17 protein-coding genes are annotated in these 16,324 nt (G+C 63.0%); 6 read left to right on the forward strand and 11 right to left on the reverse strand.

Annotated elements, in window-relative coordinates; genetic code table 11:
• Nucleotides 1-32: 32 nt before the first annotated feature.
• The 3 genes from R2834_23200 to R2834_23210 all read left to right on the forward strand — a co-directional run bounded on the left by R2834_23200 (nucleotide 33) and on the right by R2834_23210 (nucleotide 2,075).
• Nucleotides 33-1,067 carry an alpha/beta hydrolase gene (locus R2834_23200; GenBank protein MEZ4703255.1) on the forward strand — a complete coding sequence of 345 codons (1,035 nt, stop codon included), beginning with the start codon at nucleotides 33-35 and terminating at the stop codon, nucleotides 1,065-1,067.
• 62 nt (nucleotides 1,068-1,129) lie between these two features.
• Complete coding sequence (locus R2834_23205) at nucleotides 1,130-1,681, forward strand: DUF2306 domain-containing protein (protein ID MEZ4703256.1); 552 nt, start codon at nucleotides 1,130-1,132, stop codon at nucleotides 1,679-1,681.
• A 103-nt stretch (nucleotides 1,682-1,784) separates the two neighbouring features.
• A complete protein-coding gene (locus tag R2834_23210) occupies nucleotides 1,785-2,075 on the forward strand; it encodes a hypothetical protein (GenBank protein ID MEZ4703257.1) in 291 nt (96 codons plus the stop codon).
• Nucleotides 2,076-2,135: 60 nt separating this feature from the next.
• On the opposite strand, the gene R2834_23215 is transcribed toward R2834_23210, so the two are convergent.
• Complete coding sequence (locus R2834_23215) at nucleotides 2,136-2,639, reverse strand: DUF6252 family protein (GenBank protein MEZ4703258.1); 504 nt, start codon at nucleotides 2,637-2,639, stop codon at nucleotides 2,136-2,138.
• A 168-nt stretch (nucleotides 2,640-2,807) separates the two neighbouring features.
• Between R2834_23215 and R2834_23220 the strand changes: the two genes are divergently transcribed.
• The 3 genes from R2834_23220 (at nucleotide 2,808) to R2834_23230 (ending at nucleotide 4,452) form a co-directional block, all read left to right on the forward strand.
• Nucleotides 2,808-3,683, forward strand: coding sequence for an alpha/beta hydrolase-fold protein (locus R2834_23220; GenBank protein ID MEZ4703259.1), 876 nt, complete (start codon nucleotides 2,808-2,810; stop codon nucleotides 3,681-3,683).
• A 263-nt stretch (nucleotides 3,684-3,946) separates the two neighbouring features.
• Nucleotides 3,947-4,165 carry a helix-turn-helix transcriptional regulator gene (locus tag R2834_23225; protein ID MEZ4703260.1) on the forward strand — a complete coding sequence of 73 codons (219 nt, stop codon included), beginning with the start codon at nucleotides 3,947-3,949 and terminating at the stop codon, nucleotides 4,163-4,165.
• The gene (locus R2834_23230; GenBank protein ID MEZ4703261.1) at nucleotides 4,162-4,452 is read left to right on the forward strand and encodes a hypothetical protein; all 291 of its coding nucleotides are present in this window, start codon (nucleotides 4,162-4,164) and stop codon (nucleotides 4,450-4,452) included. Before R2834_23225 ends, R2834_23230 begins: the two co-directional genes overlap by 4 nt.
• A 7-nt stretch (nucleotides 4,453-4,459) precedes the next feature.
• Here R2834_23230 and R2834_23235 read toward each other — a convergent pair whose 3' ends face one another.
• The 10 genes from R2834_23235 to R2834_23280 all read right to left on the reverse strand — a co-directional run.
• Nucleotides 4,460-5,503 carry a class I SAM-dependent methyltransferase gene (locus R2834_23235; GenBank protein MEZ4703262.1) on the reverse strand — a complete coding sequence of 348 codons (1,044 nt, stop codon included), beginning with the start codon at nucleotides 5,501-5,503 and terminating at the stop codon, nucleotides 4,460-4,462.
• Nucleotides 5,504-5,644: 141 nt separating this feature from the next.
• Nucleotides 5,645-8,032, reverse strand: a complete 2,388-nt coding sequence (locus tag R2834_23240; protein MEZ4703263.1) for a hypothetical protein — start codon at nucleotides 8,030-8,032, stop codon at nucleotides 5,645-5,647.
• A 174-nt stretch (nucleotides 8,033-8,206) separates the two neighbouring features.
• Nucleotides 8,207-8,614: a VOC family protein gene (locus tag R2834_23245; protein ID MEZ4703264.1), complete on the reverse strand. Its 408-nt coding sequence runs from the start codon at nucleotides 8,612-8,614 to the stop codon at nucleotides 8,207-8,209.
• A gap of 68 nt (nucleotides 8,615-8,682) precedes the next feature.
• A complete protein-coding gene (locus tag R2834_23250; protein MEZ4703265.1) occupies nucleotides 8,683-10,308 on the reverse strand; it encodes a M1 family metallopeptidase in 1,626 nt (541 codons plus the stop codon).
• Nucleotides 10,309-10,455: 147 nt separating this feature from the next.
• Nucleotides 10,456-10,935 carry an SRPBCC family protein gene (locus R2834_23255; GenBank protein ID MEZ4703266.1) on the reverse strand — a complete coding sequence of 160 codons (480 nt, stop codon included), beginning with the start codon at nucleotides 10,933-10,935 and terminating at the stop codon, nucleotides 10,456-10,458.
• Between the two features lie 6 nt (nucleotides 10,936-10,941).
• Nucleotides 10,942-11,379, reverse strand: coding sequence for a VOC family protein (locus R2834_23260; GenBank protein ID MEZ4703267.1), 438 nt, complete (start codon nucleotides 11,377-11,379; stop codon nucleotides 10,942-10,944).
• Between the two features lie 48 nt (nucleotides 11,380-11,427).
• Nucleotides 11,428-11,781 (reverse strand): metalloregulator ArsR/SmtB family transcription factor, encoded by a 354-nt coding sequence (locus R2834_23265; GenBank protein MEZ4703268.1) that lies wholly within the window; start codon nucleotides 11,779-11,781, stop codon nucleotides 11,428-11,430.
• 117 nt (nucleotides 11,782-11,898) lie between these two features.
• On the reverse strand, nucleotides 11,899-12,426 hold the full coding sequence (locus R2834_23270; protein ID MEZ4703269.1) for a hypothetical protein: 528 nt from the start codon (nucleotides 12,424-12,426) through the stop codon (nucleotides 11,899-11,901).
• A 35-nt stretch (nucleotides 12,427-12,461) separates the two neighbouring features.
• On the reverse strand, nucleotides 12,462-12,752 hold the full coding sequence (locus tag R2834_23275; GenBank protein ID MEZ4703270.1) for a SemiSWEET transporter: 291 nt from the start codon (nucleotides 12,750-12,752) through the stop codon (nucleotides 12,462-12,464).
• Between the two features lie 366 nt (nucleotides 12,753-13,118).
• Nucleotides 13,119-16,324 (reverse strand): HAMP domain-containing sensor histidine kinase (locus R2834_23280; GenBank protein MEZ4703271.1); only part of this gene is annotated, 3,206 nt, incomplete at its 5' end.

A 16,324-nucleotide genomic window follows, 5' to 3' on the forward strand; every position in this document is an offset into this window, starting at 1 on the left:
TCGATATGCCGCATCCCAACCCGCATCGGACCATGTTTGCACGCGCCTGTTTCCGCCCCATTCTTATCGCCGCACTCCTTGTTGCCGCCGCGACGATGACGGCGCGCGCCCAGGGCCTGCCGTTTCGGGATGTCGTCGTCCCCCCATCCGACGAGCATCCGGAGGGCATGCTGACGATCGAGAGCGAGCCGGACACCTACGTCGCGATCTACAAGAAGGATGTCGTGTACGCCACGCGGGGTGAACGGGAACTCCATCTGCAGCTGCTGATGCCGGAGGACCGCAGCGGGCTGCTGCCCGCCGCCGAGCGCCCCACGATCCCGGCAAGACCCGTGATCGTCTATGTGCAGGGATCGGCGTGGATGCCCCAGGCGCTGTACGCCGCGATACCGCAGCTCGCCGACTTCGCGCACGCCGGCTATGTCGTCGCCAGCGTCGAGTACCGCCCGTCCACCGAAGCCCGCGCGCCGGCGCAGATCCAGGACGTCAAGTCGGCCATCCGCTACCTGCGCGCAAATGCCGCGAAGTACAACATCGACCCGGACCGGATCGGCATCTGGGGCGACTCGTCGGGCGGGCATATGGCGGCGCTCGCCGGCGTGAGCGACGGGTTCAAGCCCTTCTCGACGGACGACAACCCCGACCAGTCGAGCGCCGTCCGCGCCGTGGTGGACTTCTACGGGCCCACCGATTTCACGAAGATGAGCAGCGCCCCGTCCCGGCTGGATCACGATGCCGCGGACTCGCCCGGGTCGCGGGTCGTAGGCGGCCCGATCCAGGAGCCCGAGCAAGCACGGGCCGTCCGCGCCTACAACCCCATAGCGCATATCACGGCCGGCAAGACGCTGCCACCGTTTCTCATCATGCACGGCGACCGCGACGCGCTGGTGCCCTTCAACCAGAGCGTACTGCTCTACGAGGCGCTGCGCGATGCCGGCCAGGACGTCACGTTTTACAAAGTGGCCGGCGCCGACCACGGCGTCCGGTTCTGGACGCCGGCGGTGATGGCGGTCGTGATCGACTTTTTCGATACGCACCTCAATCCTAGAACGACGCAACAGGAATGAAACGGACGGGCTGGGTCGTAATGACCCTCTTTGCACTCGGAATCGCTGGATACGCCGCCTTGATGCCCTTCGCGGGCGACCAGATGCCGAAGCTGGTGGCGACGCTGCTTTCGAGAAACCCGGTGCCGGCGCTAGCCCATTTTCTGGGCGGCGCGCTGGTTCTTGCGCTGGGCGCGTTTCAGTTTAACGGCGGCCTACGGAGGCGGTACCCCGCCATGCACCGATGGTCGGGCCGGCTCTACGTGGCGGGCATTCTGGCGGGCGGCATCGGCGCGCTCGCGATGGTGCCCCGCGCGATGGGTGGGCTGCCGGCGCAGGCCGGCTTCGGAATCCTCGGACTCATCTGGCTGGGCACGACGGGCGCGGGCTTCCTGCACATCCGACGCGGCAACCTGATGGCCCATCGAACCTGGATGCTCCGCAGTTACGCCCTGACTTTCGCCGCCGTCACGCTGCGCATCTATCTTCCGCTCATGGTTTCAGCCGGCGTGCCGTTCGAGACGGCCTATGCGGCCGTGGCCTGGCTGTGCTGGCTGCCCAATCTGCTGGTCGCTGAATGGATCATCCGGCGCTCGGTGCCCGCTGAACCCATCATCCGGCCATCGGTCTCCTGAACGCCCCCGCCTCGGCCGAACCCGACCGGTATGGATCGGGCATGACCGGTCAGGTTACTTTCCCCCATAGCCCTTCCGCATTCACCCTCTAAACCGCAATCAGATGGTTTTAAAACACATCGGCGTCGCCTCCGCGGCGCGCATTACCGGGATCGTAACGGCAGCGCTGGGCCTGATCGTCGCCGTATTATATCTCCCCATCCTGACGCTTCTCTCGCTGTTCGACGGATCCGGCGAATCGTTCGGCATGACAATGGGTTTCGCCTTCCTCATCATCTTCCCGATACTTTATGGATTGATGGGCTTCCTGATCGGCGCGTTCTACGCCTGGCTCTACAACATCGTCGCGGAGCGCTTTGGCGGTCTGGAAATGGAATTCGAGGATGCAGGATGAAGGATGCGATATCCAGCATCCTGCACCCCTTCACGGTACCGGCATCGCGCGCCACATCGGTTATTGATCGATGCTGCCCAGCTTGATATCGAACGAGCCCTCGGTGATGGTTTTCGTTCCCGTCGCGCCCGTCGTCGCCGACGCTTCGGCGACATAGGAGAATGTGCCGGCGATATGCGTGCCGTCCAGTTCCGTCACCGTGATGGTGCCGCTCCCCGCGGCGATGCCGGCGCTCCACTGGACTACCGTCGCGCCCGCCGTCTCCGAATACGTCGCGTTCGCCGGCGAGGTCGGTCCGATGGTCTGCGGCCCGAGCTGCGCCAGCCCCCCGAGTCCAATCGTCTTTCCACTGGCGTCCGCGCCGCTCACGCCGAACACGCCGCCCTGGGCGATCGCAAACACCGTCACATTGGCGTTCCACGACTGGCCTTCGATGCGTGCGTTCATGAAGCCATTCGCGAGCTGCTGTTGCTCCTCGTCGTCGTTGCTGTCGCATGCGGCGACAAAGACCAGCAGCGTCATGACCAGCAGCAGGCGAGAAAATCGGTGAGTCAGGTTGTTCATGGGATTTACTGCGTAAGGGTTTGAGGATCTACGTAGTGTCCTAAAGTCATCACTTCTCATGAGGAAAGCGGCCGGCGCACAAAAAATAACCGGATCATGCGCCAGTTGCGTGACAGACCGCGATACGGTACTATGGTCCACGCAACCGATCACCAAAACACCCTATCCATGATGCGACGCATGCTGACCGCAGGCCTGATGTGCGGCCTGCTACCGACCCTCCTCTTCGCCCAGACGGGCAAAGTCTTCGATAACCTGTCGGTGCCGAGCAAGATTCTCAACGGCGACCGCAAGTACGCCGTCTATCTGCCGCCCGACTACGAGACGTCGGAGCGGAGTTATCCGGTGCTGTACCTGCTCCACGGCGCCGGCGATGACCAGACCGGCTGGGTCCAGTTCGGCGAGGTCTTGCGCATCGCGGATCAGGCGATCCGGGAAGGCAAGGCCACACCCATGGTGATCGTCATGCCGGACGCCAACACCGGCACGCGGGGCTATTTCAACGACCTCCGCAACGAATGGCGTTACGAAGACTTCTTTTTCGAGGAGTTGATGCCGCACGTCGAGAAGCAATTTCGCATCAAGAGCGAAAAACGCTATCGCGCGATCTCCGGCCTTTCGATGGGGGGAGGGGGCACCTTCATGTACGCCATGCACCGTCCCGAACTCTTTTCTTCGGCCGCTCCGCTCAGCGCGTACGTCGGAGCCATCGACTTTGCGTCGTTCAAGGAGCGCATGCAGCGGATGCAGGCCGACATGAACGGCGCTTCCGAGGCGGATCTCGAGGCCTATCACCGCCGGCACAGCGCGCTCGCGCTCATCGAGGACATGAAGGCCGATGATCTGAAGGCCGTGCGCTGGTACATCGACTGTGGCGACGACGACTTCCTGTACGAGGGCAATGCGCTCGCCCACATCGCGCTGCGCAAAAAAGAAATCCCCCACGAATACCGCGTCCGGCAGGGCGGCCATACCTGGACCTACTGGCGCGAGGCCCTGCCCGAAGTGCTGGGGTTCGTCTCCCAGGCATTTCATCAATATTGAGTCGATACAACGTTTTGAGTTGTCACTCGGATGGTTCTGTGTGACGACAAAGGCGTCCATGGCAACGTGGGCGCCTTTGTTTGTTTCTGTTGCATGTACGATACAGCCTCGGTCCTCTACACGTCACTTCGCTCGGTTCATGCCGAAGGCCGCAATCACCATTCAGGCGTTCAATGCGGCGAGCATGGATGGGCACATCGGAGCGGGGCTCAAAAATGTAAAGCATACTTGACACAAGGTAAAGCATACTTTACATTTCAACCATGACACAGCCGCAACTACACAATCGCGTAAAGCAGGCTCGGGTGGAGAAGAACCTTTCCCAGATCGAGTTGGCCGATCGGGTGGGCGTCACCCGACAGACGATCAGTTCAATCGAAACGAATCGCTACTGCCCGTCTACGCTGCTCGCGTTGTTGCTGGCCCGGGTCCTCGACAAACCGGTCGAGTCGCTGTTCTATCTTGAAGGAGAATCGCCATGAAAACGCCATCGATCGAGCGGGACGAGCGCACCGTCGCCGTGGAAAACGAGTCGTATCGCTGGGCTTACCTGATCCTCTCCTACGGGTTGCTCGTCATTGTCGCGGTGCGTGCCTACGCGTTCGACCAGGCGAGCTGGGATTTGCTGGCGCTTGTGGTCGTCGCCGGCGGCGTCGCGAGCGCCTATCAGGGGTTTCAGAACATCCTGACGTCACGCTGGGCGCTGGTTACCGGAATCAGCATGGCGGCAGCGGGCATCCTCGCGGTGTTGTTCGCTCTGCTGCGGTGAGGACGGCTCAGGCTTTCCGGAGGTGTACCCACTGGGAGTCGCCGAGTCCCGGCGTTTGCACGAGAGCCGCGATCTGGCGCCACGCGCCCAGGGCATACAGGGCGGCCGCGGCGGCCTGAGCGCCCCGCCGCAGCGGCGCGGGACGGATGCGCTCGATGCGGTTGGCCCATGCGCCGGAATCCTGACGTTTGCGCATGTAGCGGTACGTAATATAACGAGCCACCTGCGCCCGTCGCCGTTCGGGCTCGACGGCATGCGCTTCGACCCGCCAGCCATGCCGGCCGGCGATGGCCTCGAACGCGGGCCGCGTCCAGCGTCCGATGTGGTTGGGCGGCATATCCAGTAGACTGCCGTGCGTCTCGTTAAACGTGACGCGGGCGTCGTTGGGTACGGCAATAAACACCTGACCGGCCGGCGTGGACAACTGCCCGAACCGCTCGAACAGCGCGTCGAGCCGGTCGAGATGTTCGAGCACCTGAAACAGGCAGATCACGTCGAATCGGCCGGCGAATTCGTCCAGCGGCAACGCCCGCACATCCTGCATCCGGCAGGCCACGCCCAGCCGCTCGATGGCGTCGCGGCCATAGGGAGAATATTCCGTGCACAGCACATGGGAGGGCGGGATGAGTTCGGGCGCGATGCGGCGCACGAAGGCGCCGTCTCCGGCGCCCAGTTCGAGCAGGGTGAAGTCGCCGAGCGCGCCTTCGGACCGGAGCCGCTGCAGCGCGTCGCGGGTTTGCGCGAACTCCCATTTCCACGCCGGATACCCGGTCCGCTCGTAGGCGAGGTCGTAGAACCGCGCATCGCCGGCGACGTACGGGTCGGCGGATACGAGTCCGCACCGCGCACATCGGACCAGATCGCACGCCGGCTGCCCCCACAACGTCGCGATATGCGCTTCGAGCGCCCGGTGTCGTTCCGGATGCACCTCGTGCAATACATAGTGCTGGGCGGCCGTGGCGGCATCCACCGTATAGAGCAGCAGACCTTCCCGCCCCCGGCATGCGGGACACTCAATCGGCGTTGGCGTCAGCTGATAACGTTCGTTCACAGGCAGAACTCGGAGACGACCCGTCGCAGGGTCGCAGGTGGTCGGGAGTGGATCGATACCCCGTCCGGTGCCGGCGAGATCCCTCCTGTGGGGCCTGTCATGTCGATCGGCGGCCGCTCACGGGGTGCCGTTGGACGGGGCTCATCGGACATGGACGATCGGAAACATCCGAGCCCCCGACGCGCCCTCCACGACGAGCAACAGCATACCACTCGGGGCATCGTGAAGCGAAAGGGTGATCGAAAACGCTCCGGGACGCAGTGCACCGTCGTGCACTATGCGGATACGCCGCCCCAACAGGTCGTACAACGTTACCACGTAACGCCCCTCTTCCTCAATGCCGAGATCGAGCGATAAGGATTCACGGGCCGGATTCGGATAGATGGCTATGGACTGGACACCTGGCGGGTTTTCGAGTGTGACAGGTGCCGGACCGGGTATCCATGAGGCCACATGCGAAGACGGACGGCCGCCGGCGGCAAAAAAATCGCCGGCAAGCCAGAGTTTACCATCTCCGTCAAGCGCCATGTCCGATACCCGACTTCCCGCGACGCCCGCACCGAGCGCCTGCCAGCGTTCTCCATCCCAGACGGCCACGCGATTCACCAGCGTTGTACCAGACCAGATGAAATCGCCGGCGGCGTATACTCGCCCATTCCCATCGCCCACCATTCGCATCACCGGCGCATTAAACCCATCTCCCATACTCGACCACGAGGCGCCATCCCATACGACCGCATACCGGACAGGCGTATCGCCTGCGCGATCGATGCCTCCACCTACGTACAGGCGACCATCGTCCCAGAGCATCGTCTGCACCTGACCCGTGATGTCCCATTCGACATCCAAACCGGCTCCGAGCGGCGACCACGAACGGCCATCCCATCGCGCAATACTTTTTGCGCCGACGCCACCGGCCGAAAGAAACCGGCCGCCGATATACAGATGGTGCTGGTCATCAAACACCATCGACGTGATCCCGGCGCCCTGGCCCGAGTTGGGCGACCTGACGTCTCCCAGCTCTGTCCAGCGATCACCATCCCAGCGCGCCACTACGGCCAGATCATACGCGCAGCGAACCGCTCCATACATCATGCCCGCGGGGTCCCGGACGATCAGCGAAGGAAGCAAGGGGCCGGCGTTTCCGCCCGTACATGGTACCGCAGAGAAGGGTTGCCGCTCCCACGACGTTCCTGTCCAGGCCCAGATATCGACTCCATTGCGCTCGACGGCATAAAGCACTCCATCCTCTGCATCCAGCAGACTGTCAAAACGTTCGCTTCCCGGCACGGTGCTCCAATCCGTTCCGCTCCACACAGCGAGTGGTCCAGCAGAGCCACCGAGCCGCGCATCGAAATAGGATGTGAACCAGGCATACACCTGCCCGTCCGAATCGCTATACAGCGAACGTATCGGTATGCTTGACCCTCGGCCCGGCGTCGTCCAGTAGGTCCACATGTCGCCCTCGAGACGGGCGATGGGGCTGGCGGCGCCCTGCTCGTCGGTCATACGCCCCAGGACGTGGATATGCGCTCCACCCTCCAGGGAATTGATTTCGCCGGCAGGCAGAGCGATCTCTGTCCAGCCATCGCCCTGTTGCCTGAACAATACGGGCGAGCCGAGCTCACCACCCAACTCAAAGCCAGCTACTCCGAGTACGTGCAGCGTCCCGACGGCATCGAAGGCGAGTTGACGAAAATCTACGCCCTCGGGCAGCGGCACTACCTCCTCCCCATCGCCATCCAGACGAAGCAGGATTCTTTTCCCGTCGTCCAGATAGTGCGCTGCGTACGTGATGCCGGAACTACGAACCGTCAGGAATTCTATGGCCGTATTGTCGCGTCGCAATACCGCGGTCATATCCCAGCCTGCCCTGTCTGGTATCCAGTGCCACAGCGTATCGCTCCACGTGGCATAGATACCCTGTTGTTCGTCGCTCAGGAGCCGATCCACGCACAGCGGCGCGCCCGGCAAACGGATCCATGCGTGACCGTCCCAGCGCACGATGCCCGTACTCATCGTTCCCGCTCGCGGACTCTGCAGACAGCCATACGCATAGGGAACACCGTCACCATCCACCACCAGATCGCTGATACCCGTGATGAGTGCTCCAAGCGGCGTCCACGTCGAACCATCCCACCGAACCACGTGCGCACCGTCTATCAGCTCGCTTCCTCCCACATAGATCCCCCCTCGGCCATCCGACACGGCCTGAGCGACCACCCCCACAATCCCCTGTCCGAGCGCGCGCCATGTTGTCCCGTTCCACAACACGGCATTCGACGTCACCACATCGAAAAATGCCTCGAAGGCGCCGAAAGCGAATAGCCGTTCATCGCCGTCCGCCACCACCGTCTTCACATACGGTGCCACCGGCGCGGAAAAACCACCCGACCACTGACCTGCCGCATCATCGAAGGTCGCGCTTCGCACTCCGGGGGTGGGTTGACCGCCGGCATGCGCCACGATCGAGAAGCCGGCCAGCCACAGGGCGATCAAACGGAAGTGCACGCGCGCGTTCATGAGCATCGAGCCAGGTCTAGCTGAGAATCCGTCTTTAGAATCGGGCGGCTCCTTCAGATACCGCGGCCCATTTCCAAAGTTCTATCCGATCGAACAGGACTGTTCTCGGAATCAGGTTCAGCCGAACAATCAGTCGATTTCAGATGGCACGCGGCGCCGGTCGTCTCGGGTCCATGCCGTTCAATCCCGTGGACCTATCTGCATGAACGGGTTATGCGCCACCTCCCAGAGATGCCCGTCGGGATCGGCGAAGTAGCCCGAATAGCCGCCCCAGAAAACCTTTTGCGCCGGCTTCACCAGCGTCGCGCCGGCGGCGACGGCCTCCTCAAGCTGCCGGTCCACCTCCGCTTCGGAGCCCAGATTGTGGGCGAGCGCCACACCCCGGAAGCCGGAACCGCTCGCCGGCACGTGCGCATCGTCCGCGAGTTCGTCCCAGCCATACAACCCGAGCCAGGTGCCCTTCAGATCGAAGAACGCGACGCCCGGCGCGGACTCGATCCGGTGCAGCCCGAGTCCTTCTTCGTAAAACCGGATCGACGCCGCGAGGTCGCGTACGCCGAGCGTGATCATGCTGATGCGAGGTTTCATACGTTGGGATGTCTTGTACGCGTCCATGCAGTACACGCCGGCTGCTCAGGCATTCGACATGCCCCGGGCTACCGGCGTGCGAAGGTCCACCGGGCAAGCAGCTGGGTGTCGGGGTCGGGAATGACGTCGGTGACTGCACGCGCGGCCGGCACGTCGAGGGTAGCGCTGGCGTTGCCGCTCAGATCGAGTCGATGCCGGCTGGTCGACCCGTCGGCATACCGTACCTCGAACACCATCGGCAAGCGAAACGCATACGTGTTCTGGACCTGCCGCGCCGTGATGACCACCTGGCCACGGCCGGTGTCGACCGTCCAGTCGCCCTCGATCCACGGGACGCCGCCCTGGTAGAGCCATTGCTGGAAGAACGCGTCCAGCTCGAGGCCGGAGGCCTCTTCCATGTGCCGGCGAAAGTCTGCCGTGGTGGCGTTGCGGTCCTTGTACGCCGCGTAGTAGGTCTGAATGCCCTCCCAGAAGACATCGTCCCCCAGCAGCGTGCGCAGCATATGCAGCACCCAGGCGCCTTTCTGGTACGTCATGCCGGTGGTAACCTGACTCATGTCGCTCAGGTTGTCATGCACGATGCGGTAATCGGGGCGGTCGGCGTAAAAGGTGTAGATCTGATCGCGCGACTGCTTGAGGCCGGCGACAAAATCGTCCCTACCGTAAAAGTGTTCGCGAAAGAGCAGCGTGAAGTAGGTGGCGAAGCCTTCGCTGAGCCAGACGTCGTCCCAGTCAGATTCCGTGACGGCATTGCCGAACCATTGATGCGCCAGCTCGTGGATGATGACGTGCTGCCAGCGTCTGGACCGGTCGCCGGTAACCGAGTTGTCGCCGTACAGGATGGCCGAGGCGGCCTCCATCCCGCCGCCGACGCTGTTCGACTGGATGTTGGCGACTTTCTCGTAGGAATAGGGCCCCACCTTCGCTTCGTAGAAGGCGAGGACATCCATCGTCGGCACGGCGAAATCGTAGAAGCCGGCATCGCGATCCTGTCGGTACACCCAGGTCTGAATCTCCTTCCCCCGATACGATCCGACGCGCTGCACGGCAAATTCGGCGGCTCCGAGCACGTAGAGCCAGGTGGCGATCGGGACCGACTGCTTCCAGTGCGTGAGCCGCATCCCGTCGCCGAGGTCGCTTTCTTCGACGAGGAGCCCGTTGGACACGACCTGGTACCGCGCCGGCGCCGTGATTTTCATCTCGCTCGTCGCCTTGTCGTACGGATGGTCGACCGTCGGCAGCCAGTGGCGGGCCCGGTTCGGCCAGTTGTCGCTGAAGAAGGTGCGATCGCCGTATTTGTTCGGCGCGATCTTGAGGCCGGACGCCGGCACGCCGGCATATTCGACGGTGATCCGCACGCGTGAACCCGCCTCGGGGGCCGCCGGCAGATCGATAAATACCTGATCCTGCTCATGCCGGAACGTGCTCTCGGCGCCGTTTACGGTGACTCGGCGGACCTGCATCCCCTGCCCGTCCCGGCGCTCGACCAGATCCAGGCGGAACGACCGCTGCCCGCCGGCCAGGTACCGGGCGTCGATCGTGGCCACACCCTCGATGGCGTCCGTCTCGTCGGACAACGTCAGCGCAAATGCGTAATGCAGAACGTCGATGTTGGGGTTTTTGGGATAGGTATCGCGGGCTGCCGACGCGGCAGACGGGATACACAGCAGCGCGATAAGCAGATACTTCGCCATCGATCGGGGTTGCTTCTGGACAGTGCGACAAGCGGATGCGCGATAAAGTACTCCAAACCGTTCTGGCATGAAAGCCGGCACGGCAGAGGCGCTGTCCGCCGCCCTGCTGCAGGTAGGCGAGGCACTCCGGTCAACGTCGATGGGCGTTCAGGCGCCCGCGTCGAGGTAGAGGGCAAGCCGGTCGAGCGTCTGCATCCCCCCTTCGACCGCGCCGAATCCCTTGACGCGTTCGCATTCCTCGACGGAATCAAACAGGCACCGCATGGTGATGCGCGTACCGCCATCCCGATCTTCGAACAGGACCGTCACATGGAACGGCAGCGAACCGCTGTCGTCGTCGTCGCCGTGCACATAGACGAGACGCGACGGAGGATCCATCTCCAGGTAGTCGATCCGGTTCGGGTAGTCTGTCCCGTCCGGCCCATGCATGATGTAGCGCCAGACGCCTCCCGGCCGGAAATCCATCTCGATCGTCTCGTTGCGAAACCCGCTGGGCCCCCACCAGGCATCGATATGGACCGGTTCGGACCACGCCTTGAATACCCGCTCCCGGGGTGCGTCGAAGTGACGCGAGAAGACGATTTCTCGATCGGATGCCGTCGCATCCTCGTGCGTTCGGTTCGCCATGTCGGTTCAGGCGCCGGCGGCGCAGTTGATCATCCACTTGATCCCGAAGCGATCCGTCAGGCTGCCGAAGTAGCCGCCCCAGAACATATCGGTCAGCGGCATGCTCACGACGCCCCCATCGGCGAGCGCGGCAAAGAGCCTGTCCGACTCCGCCCGCGTATCAGGCTCCAGGTTGAGATGCATGTTGCTGCCGGCGACGAGGGAAAAACCCATCGACTCGGGCGCGTCGGTGCCCATCAGCACATGCCCTCCCAGGATGGGTAGTTCGATGTGCATGATGAGGCGCTTGTCCGCGTCGGAAAGCGGCGGCTGACCGGGCTGCGGCGGCATATCGCCGAAGCGCATGATCGTCCCGGTGAACTCGGTACCGAAAACCGATTTGTAGAAGGTGAATGCCGCTTCGGTTTCGCGAGGGAAGTTGAGGTAGGTGCTGACTCGCGCCATGGACGTCGGGTTTGATGAAACGATACGGGAAACAACACGGAATACGGGCTAGTCGCCGGCTTCGGCGGGAGGGTCGTCCCCTTCCGCCATGGTCCGCAGGTACGCATCCAGCCGGTCGAAACTTTCCTCCCAGTACTGGCGGTACTGCGCCACCCAGTCGGCGACCTCCCGGAGCGGCTTCGCCTCCAGCCGGCAGGGACGCCACTGGGCCTTGCGGCTTCGCGTGATCAGGCCGGCACGCTCGAGAACCTTGAGATGTTTGGTCACAGCCGGCGCGCTGATCGCAAGCGGCGAAGCCAGCTCCTTTACGGAAGCCTCCCCCTCCACAAGCCGCGTCAACATGGCACGCCGGGTCGGATCGGCCAACGCCGCGAACGTCGCGCTCAATGTATCTGAAACCATAGTAATACACTCAAAGGTTAATTAGCCTATCGGCAAACTAACCTCCAGAACCCTTCGTGTCAAGCCCCCGGACCGAAAAGACGAACCGCCCTGGTAAAGCGGGTCCGAGCCGGGTCCTCACTCGGCATCGTGAAGCGGAAAGGCGACCGTTTCGAACGGCCAATCGCGCGTCAGCCAGCCGCGCAGGGCGTCGACGAGGCGTGGTTCGAGTCCCGACGCCCGTTCGCTCTCCCGGACCCACAGGTGCACCTGCGCATCGGCGTCATCGGCCGGATTGATATAGATGCACCCGAGCACCCGCCCGCCATCGGGGCTGAGTACCGAATACGTGAAGGACGTCCGTTCGTCGAACAGGCGTTCGTGTTCATCGAGATCGCGGGTGTTTTCCTCCAGGGTAAACGCTTCGCCGGGCCACTCGCCTCCGAAGCGCTCGCGGAGATGCGCCCGGGTCTCCATGACCGCCTCGTAATCCAGCGCGGCGAGCGCCGGCGTGAGTTTGACGAGGCGATAGGTCTCGGCGTCCAGCCGTTCAGGGACGGAAAACGAAGCCGGCACCCACGTCGAGGCGGTTTCCGGCATAGGATCCGAGCAGGCGCTCCATGCGAGGAGCGCCAGGCAGCAACCCGCCTGTTTGAGGACATGCATGGGCACAGGGGAAAAGAAGATGCAGAAGGGCGTGTTCAGGCCGTCGGCGGCGGGAAGCTCCCCGGGCGACGCCGGCGATACCACACCATCTGGCCGAGATTGGCCAGGTTGACGGTCAGCGTGATCAGATTCGACACAATGATCGGGGCATTATCGATGAGAACGCCATACACCAGCCACAACCCGACACCGATGGTGAACAGACCGAACGTGCCGAAAGACAGGTCGCCGGCCGACTTCCGCTTCCAGTTTCTGATGACTTGAGGAAAAAAGGCAACGGTCGTGCACGTTGCAGCGACCAGCCCGAGATAGGTTACGGCTTCCATACCATGCGCGGCGACGAGGTGAACCGGGGTTTCCGTTGGGTAACGGATGTTACGCATCAGGGCGCTATGATATTCGGATGCGGGATACTGAGATGCGGGATGCGAGATACGGGATGTTGGATGCAGGATACTGAGATGCAGGATACTGAGAGCAGGATACTGAGATGCAGGATGCGGGATGCAGGATACTGAGATGCAGGATGCAGGATGGTTACGAAAAAACCTGGCGTTGACGGGTGATCCCGCATCTTTTATCCAACTTCCAACATCCCGCATCCTGTATCCCGCATCCTGCATCCCGCATCTTGCATCCAACTTCCAACATCCCGCATCCAACATCCCGTATCCGGATGCGGGCCGCGCCGATCATCTCACGGACTCCGCGAGCGGTGAGGCGTCGACCATCACCGGGATGGTGAACCAGAAGGTGGCCCCTTGCCCCGCTTCGCTGTCGACGCCTACGGTGCCGCCGTGCGCCTCCACGAGTTGCTTGACGATGTAGAGGCCCAGACCGGATGAGTGCTCGCCGGCCGTGGGCTGGGCGCTGAGGCGCTGCAATTTACCGAACACGCGCTGTTTGTCCTCCGCGGTCAGACCCGGACCCTCGTCGCGTATGGCGACGCGGACGGCCTGCAGGGAGGCCTCGGTGTTTTCGGCATCGGTCGCGGCATACGCAACCTCGATCCACACGTTGGCCCCGTGATGGCTGTATTTGATGGCGTTGGACAAGAGATTGTCGATGACGCGCTGAAGCGCCGTCGGATCGACCTCGGCATACAGCGCCGGCCGGGGCAAGAAATGCATCCGGATCGACTTCTGCTCCGCCTGCTGCCGGTTCCAGCCCAGCACGGGCGTCACCAGATCGCTGATGCAGACCATCTCCCGTGAGAGCCGGATCTGTTCGCCCTGGCGATGTTTGTCGAGCAGATCCGTGATGATCCCGAACATCCGCACGGCCTCGTCCTTCACCATCGGAACCAGTTCGTTGAGGCTCTTTTTCGCAGCCGAAGGTTCGCCCCGGCCGTCTTCCAGCAGCATATCCGCCAGACCAATGATGCCGCCGAGCGGGTTCTTGAGATCGTGCGCCGTGACACCCAGGATCAACTTGTTCTCCTCGAGAGCATCGCGCAATTCGATGGTCCGTTCCTCGAGGGAGCGATTCATTCGGTTCAGTTCTTCATTCGCCGACTGCAACTGGCTGTAGGCGGTCGCCAGCGACAGCTGTTGGTGTTCGAGCGCCTCGTTATTCCGGGCCAGTTGCATGTTCTGCCGCTCCACGAACTGTTTCTGCCGGATGATCTCCTCCGTTCTTTCCGCGATGGATCGCTGAAGCATGCTATTGCGCTGCTCGAGTCGATACGATCGGACCTGGTTGTAGACGACCGCAGTGCCGGCAAGCAGTCCAACCGCCACAAAAAGCCAGAGCACGAAGGCCCAGGTCGTGAGATACCAGGGCGGCATGACCCGAATTTCGAGCGAAGCGACGTCGCTCACGGCGCCGGCAAAATCGCGAAGCTGCACGTTGAGTATATGGCGCCCTACGGACAGGTTGGCGAGATCGCGGTGGGTGTCGACCGTCCAGGCGGACCAGCCCTCGTCGTGCCCGTCCAACCGCGTGCGGAAACGCATGGCCTCAGGGTGCATAAAGCTGGCGCCGGCATAATGGATCCGATACTCGTCCCGGCTGTAGGGCAAGGTCACCACGCGCGCCCCCATGCCGGTGACCAGGGTGTCCCGGGTGACATTCTGCATCGATCGGATGATCGCCAGGGGCGCCGGCGTTTCCCTGTGCTTCCCCGGCACGTAGCGGACCTGCCGTTGCCCGACCGTCAGCCAGAGCGCATCGTCGAGGGCCACCGTCATTTCCGGCATGCGTTCCGCCCAGGCCCGGTGTCGCTCCCGCCACATCCAGCTGCCGTCCACGGCCCGTTCGAGCGTACCGAGGACGCCTTCGCTCAGCGCCCAGACCGTCCCGTTCGGCTGGACCTTCACTTTCTGGATCGGACCGATCGCGTCCGCCACGACCACTTGCTCGAACCGGGTGACCGAGTCCGGCCGCTCTGCCGCATATACCGCACGGTATAGTCCACGGTTGGATGTGGCGTACAGCGCACCGTCCAGCAGCAAGGGGAAGGCCGGCACACCGGGCAGACCCTGCTCGACGCCGTAATAGGCCAGCCGAGGCTCCGCATCGAACCCGTCCGGCCAACGCATCTCGATCAGATCGATCTCGTTGGTCATCCAGTACCCATGCGGCGTCTCGACCAGGCGAGCGGTGAATTCGTGGTAGTCTTCGAGCGTGATTTCCGCGAGCGCGCCGCCTCGCTGCTCCGACAGGATCGACAACCCGGACAGGCCGACGATGATGCGCGACGTATCGCGCTTCGGACGGAGTAGGCTGTAGATGTGATTGTTCACCTGGGAGCTTTTCCACGCCGGCCGCAGGCGGTCGCCCGTCACCCGGTAGAGGTTCACACATCCCGCGAGCAATCCTTCGTCGGACGGCAGCAAGGCCGCGCACTCGCGGGCCTCGCCGGCAAGCGGCACGAAGCGTGCCGGTTGACCCATTGCGCCCGGCTCCAGCCGGTGGACGCCGGATACGTTGGCGACATACAGGTCATTCCCCACCATGAGCATGTCTCCGGGCGGATCGCTCAGTCCGTTGCTCCCGTCGAAATACGTCCAGTTCGGATCGACGATGATGTACGACAGGCCCTTCTCGTGTGCCACCCACAGATTATCGTCCCGGTCCCGGAAGATGGCCGTCGTGTATCCGCTGTACAGACCATCTTCCTCGCCGATATGGCGCAGCACGGCGCCATCGGAGTCGGTGATCAGGATGCCGTTGTCATACAGACCGAGCGCCCAGCCGCCATTGGCCAGGGTATCGACGGCATACACCCAGTGTTCTTCGATGTAGGGCGAGCTGGTGCGGCGCACCCGCTCACAGCGGATCGGATCGGTCTGGCACCGGAAGATGCCTTCTTTTTCGGCGAGTGCCCAGAACGTATCGTCCGCACCGGGTACCAGGGAGGCCCGATAGGGGATGACGTCGCTGCCCGGCACGAAGCGCACGCTGTCTCCGACCGGCTCGAACAGGCCGGCGTGTTGATCCTGCTGGAGAAAGAGGCGATCGCCTATCGCGAAGGCCCAGTCCATCCCCTCCACATCCCATACCGTAAAGGCGCCGTCGGACCAGCGAAACAGGCGTTCGGTCGTCTGAAAATACACGCCATCGGGCAGCACGCGCGTCGTCCATACATCCGTGAAGCCGCGATCCTCCTCCGGGATGCGGTCGAGCAGGGATCGATACGTCATCCGCCCTTTAGAATCCGGCTCGAGATAGCCGACTTCGGCGTAGCCCCCCACATAAATCACCCCGTCGGGACCGATGCCCAGCGACCGCACCACCGAGTTGTTGGCGATGGGGATCAACGCCCATTCAATGCCGTCGTATTCGAGCACGCCGTGGTTGTTGCCGAAATACATCAGGCCATGCGCATCCTGGACGATGTCCCAGTTTTGCCGGTCCGCGCGGTAGACATCGTTGCCGAATTGCCGCATGAAAAACT

This window comes from Rhodothermales bacterium, assembly GCA_041391505.1.
In the GTDB taxonomy this organism is placed as follows: domain Bacteria; phylum Bacteroidota; class Rhodothermia; order Rhodothermales; family JAHQVL01; genus JAWKNW01.

Coding starts and splice junctions, on each gene's coding strand:
- R2834_23200 (MEZ4703255.1), top strand. CDS start 33: ATGTTTGCACGCGCCTGTTTCCGCCCCATTCTTATCGCCGCACTCCTT.
- R2834_23205 (MEZ4703256.1), top strand. CDS start 1,130: ATGCCCTTCGCGGGCGACCAGATGCCGAAGCTGGTGGCGACGCTGCTT.
- R2834_23210 (MEZ4703257.1), top strand. CDS start 1,785: ATGGTTTTAAAACACATCGGCGTCGCCTCCGCGGCGCGCATTACCGGG.
- R2834_23215 (MEZ4703258.1), bottom strand. CDS start 2,639: ATGAACAACCTGACTCACCGATTTTCTCGCCTGCTGCTGGTCATGACG.
- R2834_23220 (MEZ4703259.1), top strand. CDS start 2,808: ATGATGCGACGCATGCTGACCGCAGGCCTGATGTGCGGCCTGCTACCG.
- R2834_23225 (MEZ4703260.1), top strand. CDS start 3,947: ATGACACAGCCGCAACTACACAATCGCGTAAAGCAGGCTCGGGTGGAG.
- R2834_23230 (MEZ4703261.1), top strand. CDS start 4,162: ATGAAAACGCCATCGATCGAGCGGGACGAGCGCACCGTCGCCGTGGAA.
- R2834_23240 (MEZ4703263.1), bottom strand. CDS start 8,032: ATGCTCATGAACGCGCGCGTGCACTTCCGTTTGATCGCCCTGTGGCTG.
- R2834_23245 (MEZ4703264.1), bottom strand. CDS start 8,614: ATGAAACCTCGCATCAGCATGATCACGCTCGGCGTACGCGACCTCGCG.
- R2834_23250 (MEZ4703265.1), bottom strand. CDS start 10,308: ATGGCGAAGTATCTGCTTATCGCGCTGCTGTGTATCCCGTCTGCCGCG.
- R2834_23255 (MEZ4703266.1), bottom strand. CDS start 10,935: ATGGCGAACCGAACGCACGAGGATGCGACGGCATCCGATCGAGAAATC.
- R2834_23260 (MEZ4703267.1), bottom strand. CDS start 11,379: ATGGCGCGAGTCAGCACCTACCTCAACTTCCCTCGCGAAACCGAAGCG.
- R2834_23265 (MEZ4703268.1), bottom strand. CDS start 11,781: ATGGTTTCAGATACATTGAGCGCGACGTTCGCGGCGTTGGCCGATCCG.
- R2834_23270 (MEZ4703269.1), bottom strand. CDS start 12,426: ATGCATGTCCTCAAACAGGCGGGTTGCTGCCTGGCGCTCCTCGCATGG.
- R2834_23275 (MEZ4703270.1), bottom strand. CDS start 12,752: ATGGAAGCCGTAACCTATCTCGGGCTGGTCGCTGCAACGTGCACGACC.